The sequence below is a fragment of the Pontibacter sp. HJ8 genome, from assembly GCF_054824225.1.
On sequence record NZ_JSYF01000169.1, the window covers coordinates 1 to 5,437 of the forward strand.

Below are 5,437 nucleotides of genomic sequence, written 5' to 3' on the forward strand. Positions count from 1 at the left end.
AGTACTTACATTACAGTGGCTGTTCCTTACGGTGTTAAGAGTGACTTTATTAAAGTAGTAACGCCATACGGAGAGGTAACAAGTGCAACAAAATTTGAAGTGCCAGCTCCAGCATTTGTTACAGGAATTGAGTTTGAGCCATCGAGCGCGGGCGCGGGTGAAACAGTAACGCTTTACGGACAATATTTCACAGGTGTAACCGGAGTGCTGTTTAACGGTGTTGCTGCTGATCCGACCACGATAAAGTTCGGAGAAGGAGAAGAAGACAGTAAAATTACAGTAACTGTACCGAATGGTGCGGCAAGTGGTCAGATTACTATAGTAACGCCAGCCGGACAGGATGTAAGTACAAACACTTTTACAGTACTTGGTCCGCAGATTATTGCATTTGATGATGACAATAATGCTGAAACTCCAGCAGTAGAGTTCAGCCCGGCAGGTGGTGCTGTAGGTACAACAGTAACTATCTATGGAGAGTATTTCACTGCGGTTAATGAAGTGCTGTTCAATGGAGTGAAGGCTACCTTTACAGTAATAAATGACAATCAAGTTACTGCCTTGGTGCCCCTAGGCGCAGGTACGGGCCCAATTACAGTTATAAGCCCAGCCAACCAGGATATAAGCGCAACAGTGTTTGATGTGCCAGCACCACAGTTTGCGGTGTTTGATGGTGTAGATTCTCAGTTTAAGCCAACAACGGCTGGCCCGGGTATGCAGATTACGCTTTATGGGGCTAACCTGGCAAGCGCGAGCAGTGTAATATTCTTAGGTAGCGAAGGCGGCGAGGGAGTTGAAGGAGTAATTGTTACACCTCTAACAAGTGATACAGAGTTAGTAGTAACTGTGCCAGCTAATGCAACTACTGGTCCAATCCAAATCGTTGCTCCAGGAGACAAAGTAGCTACAAGTGAGCAGATATTTACTTTTGTTCCTGCTCCAACCATTGCAACCGTTGGAACTACTGAAGGTGGACTAACTTATAGCATCGTAGGTAAAGAAGTTACGATCACAGGCACAAACTTTGAAACAGCCACGCAGGTTGTATTTGGAGGGGTAACAATTACGCCATATAACGCAGATAGTAATGCAGCTGGCTTTTCAGTGAATGGCAACACAATCACATTCACTATACCTGAAACAGCTAAAACAGGTAGCGTAACAGTTAAAACCTTGGGCGGTGAAGCTACCTGGGCAGGTCCATTTGAAGTTATTTATGCTCCAGTTGCTAGCATAACGCCAACAAAAGGTCCTATCGGGCAAAAAATCACCCTTACAGGAGAGCATCTGAAATATGTTTCGGAAGTAGTGTTCCTGGGTGATGCAGGCACTGAGGATGATAACCTGCCAATTAAGCTTACAACACCGAATGAGAGTGATAACAAGCTTGTTGTTACTGTTCCTGCAGGTGCTCTGACAGGCAACCTGTTGGTAATAAACCCAGCAGGTCAGGTTGAAACCAGCGAATTTGAAGTAATCCGTACTCCGGTAGTATTAACATTTACGCCAGTCGTAGGTTTAGCTGGTACAGTAGTAGCTGTTACTGGTTACAATTTTGTGAAAGAGGGAGATATAACAGTGACATTTGCTGGTTCAGAAGGAGCTATACCTGCTGCTACTGCTGATGTAACTAGTGATACAACCCTTACAACGACAGTGCCAGCAGGTGCTATTACGGGCTTAATTACTATTTCAAACAGCAATGGATTTGGGGTGAGTCCAGCGAACTTTACTATTATCCAGAAACCAACTATCACGAACATCGCTCCAACTAAAGGTACCGAAGGCTCAACGGTAGTTATCAAAGGCACGGAGTTCCTTGGTGACAATATCACTGTGACGTTCCTTGGAACTGAAGAAGGGAATGACGAAACGGTAGCCACAACCATCACAGTTGATTCAGAAACACAAATTACCGCAACTGTACCAGTGGGTGCGGTAACGGGTAAACTGATGGTAGCTAACGCTGCCGGTGCCAGTGAGCCAAGTGATGCTACTTACACCGTGGTTAGAACGCCTGAGATAATCAGTTTCAACCCAGTGGTAGGGAAAGTAAGCGATAAGGTAACTATAACAGGTTGGCTGTTAAACCAGGTGACAGGTGTCGACTTTAACGACACACCAGCTCAGTTTACTTATAATACTGACGGTACAATCACTGCTACGGTTCCAGCTGAAGCTACAACCGGTCCGATCAGCATAAATGTAAATGAAACGGAAGCATTCAGGACGGCAGAAGTCTTCACTGTTATACCTGCTCCTACCATTATAGCTTTCAGCCCAGTAGAAGGTGGAGTAGCCGGAACAGTGGTGACAATCACCGGTACAAACTTCAGAGATGTTACAGCAGTTAGTTTCAATGGAATTGCCGCTGATATGAGTACTGTACAGGTAAATGAGACATTTGATGTACTTACCGTGACAGTTCCTTTTGCTGCTACTACTGGTAAGATTAAAATTGTTGCAGCAGCAGGCGAGGCCGAAAGCACAGACAATTTTATAGTGCCAGTGCCAGCTAACATTACATTTACGAACAATACGAGCACTCCTACTACTAGCTATGCGTATCAGTTGGTAACTGTTAGAGGACAGTACTTCACCAACGCGAGTGCTGTAACCTTCAATGGCAAACCTGCCACAATAATAGGTACAGTCACTAAAGAAGTGGGTGAAGAAGGTGTTGAGACAGGTTTCCAGTTGATCACGGTAAAAGCGCCGTTTGATGGTGGAACAGGCAAAGTAGCTGTTACCACTCCAGCCGGTACAGGAACAAGTGCAGCTGACTATACCGTAATTGAGCCAATTATAGCTACAATAAGTGCTACAGAAGGATATGTAGGCCAAACAGTAATAAAGATTACTGGTGAGTTATTCACGCAGTATTGGAATGAATCCCTCAACGATGGTGCAGGTGGTGTTGAGGAAAAAGCACCAGTTGTGAAGTTTAGTGGAGCTCAGGTTACGGCGACTACTTATAGTGCGACTGAAATCACAGTAACTGTTCCGAACGGAGCCAGATCAGGAAGTTTGACAGTAGTTTCTGGAAGTGGCGAGAGTGAGCCAATGCCATTTACTGTACTGGTTCCAGTTCTTTCTACTGTAGAACCGACTGCAGTTTATGCGGGTGAAACGGTAACCATCACTGGTACCAACTTTATCAACATTACGGGAGTGTCTTATGGTGGTATAGCAATCACGGACTATACTATAAACCTGACGAATGAAGAAGATGGCACAGGAACTATTACCTTCACAGCACCAGTAGTTAATCACGATACCCCAAATACGTTAAGCGTAACCTCCAGCAGTGGAACAGGCACATCAACTGCCCTGACAGTGTACAGACCGGTAATTTCTAGCGTTGTCCAGACTGGAACTGTAAGTGATACGAAAGTATATGCAGGTGTGAACACTGTAACCATTAAAGGGGCAAGATTTGATGAATACTTTAACGGTGCGACAGTTGCCAAAGCTATACCTACAGTAACCTTCGCAGGTCCTTCTAGTACCCGTGTTACAGGTACAATTACAAGCGCTACCTACAGTACTACAGAGGAAGGCGAAGATGTATTAGAAGTGGCAGTACCTGCAAATGCAGTGGCAGGTACTATTAGAGTGCAGAGCGGTAGCGGCACAGGGGAGTCAAATGGAAGCCTGACAATAATAGGAGCACCAACCATTGCCAGCTTCAGTACATATGCAGGTGTTGTAGGTACAACATTCGTAATTAGAGGTTCAAACTTCGACGACGCGACAGAAGTAAAATTCTTGGGTATTGAAGGAGAAACTGATGAGAAGACCGCAATTTATACTGTAACTTCTTCTACAAGGATTTCTGTAACAGTGCCACAAGACGCTACAATAGGTAAAATTTCAGTTACAACACCTTATAATGGCAGCACAACGGCAACTAGTACTCAAGTATTCAGAGTGGTAAAAGCGCCAATAATTCACGATTTCGTGGCGAAGGAAGGACCAGCTGGCTATATAGTGACCATCACAGGTGAAAACCTGATTGACGTTGAAGGGAAACTTAAAGTGTTCTTCAAAGGTCATGGTGGTTCTGTAATACCAGCGCCAACCGGATCTCAGGTAGAAATTGAAGCTACGGTAAGTGCGGAAAATCTGGTAACGGCACGCGAAATTAAAGTTACTGTACCAGCTAATGCCATTACAGGAGTTATAAGAGTAGCCAACACCGCTGGAGTAACAACCACCGCTGATGCAACAGAAACCACAGTTGATGAGTTTGTTGTGACGAGTCCGGTAATTGTAAGATTCGAGAGGGAGGATGGAAACATTATTACGAGCAGTAATCCAGCCCGTCTATTGGAGAAAGTGATTGTTAAGGGCTACCAACTGACAAATATTGGAACTATCAAAATTGGCACAAGCTCTGTTACGAGTTTCTATGAGGATAATGAAAACTCACTGGGAATGTTTGTGCCATTGAATGCCAGCCGGAACTATGTAACGATTACTGCTTTGGGCGTAACCGAAACAAGCAACCCGGAGTATTTGGAAATTGTTAGACCAACCATTACAGCCACACCTACTGCATTAAGCTTCAAAACAACCGTAGGGACAGCATTTGATGTTAAGTCCTACACTGTTGAGGCGAAAAATCTGGCAATTGGAAGAGACTTGACCTTGTCAATGACCGGAGATGTTACTTTCCAGATATCCGTAACCCCCGAATCCACAGAAGAGGGATCTTGGACAAGAGCCATGATTCTGACTCCGGATGCAGCAGGTAATCTTACTCAAGTTGTTTCTGTAAGAAACACATCAACCGAAATAGGAAAGGTTTTAACTGGTTCAATTGCGAATAGCTCTTTAGAAGCAGCGGCGGCTACGGTTACCCTTGATTCAGAGATCGTCCCTCTCCCGGTAGAACTCATCGCCTTCAACGGCGTGAAGCAGAACAACGGCGTATTGCTGACGTGGGCTACGGCTTCTGAGCAGGACAACGACTTCTTTGAAGTAGAGATGACTGAAGATCCGAAAGCAGCGTTCAAGGCAGTAGGTAAAGTGAAGAGCAAAGTGAATAACAGCTCAATTCGCCAGGACTACCAGTTCAGCCACAAAGGCAACTTCACGGGAACGCGTTATTACAGACTGAAGCAAGTGGACCTGGGGGGTACATTTGAATACAGCAAAGTGGTGGCAGTATCCGCAGATGGCATCAACCTGGCAGCCGGACCGAAAGTGGCTCCTAACCCAATCACGCCAGAGTCGAAGCTGATTTTTACGGCGGCAGAGGCTGGCAAGCTGAATGTGACGGTGGTAAATATGAATGGCACACGTGTATACAGCCAGGCATATGACATCGAAGCGGGTGAGAACAGAATCGAGCTGAACCTGAGCAACAGCCTGCCAACAGGTGTTTACATCCTGATGACAGAGTTCAATGGCAAAGTAGAGCAAGTGAAACTGCTGA

The 5,437-nt window shown here is 45.3% G+C and carries 1 protein-coding gene; it reads left to right on the plus strand.

Going from position 1 to position 5,437, the window contains the following annotated elements:
- Nucleotides 1–5,437 (plus strand): IPT/TIG domain-containing protein (locus OB13_RS08635; protein WP_461489759.1); only part of this gene is annotated, 5,437 nt, incomplete at both ends.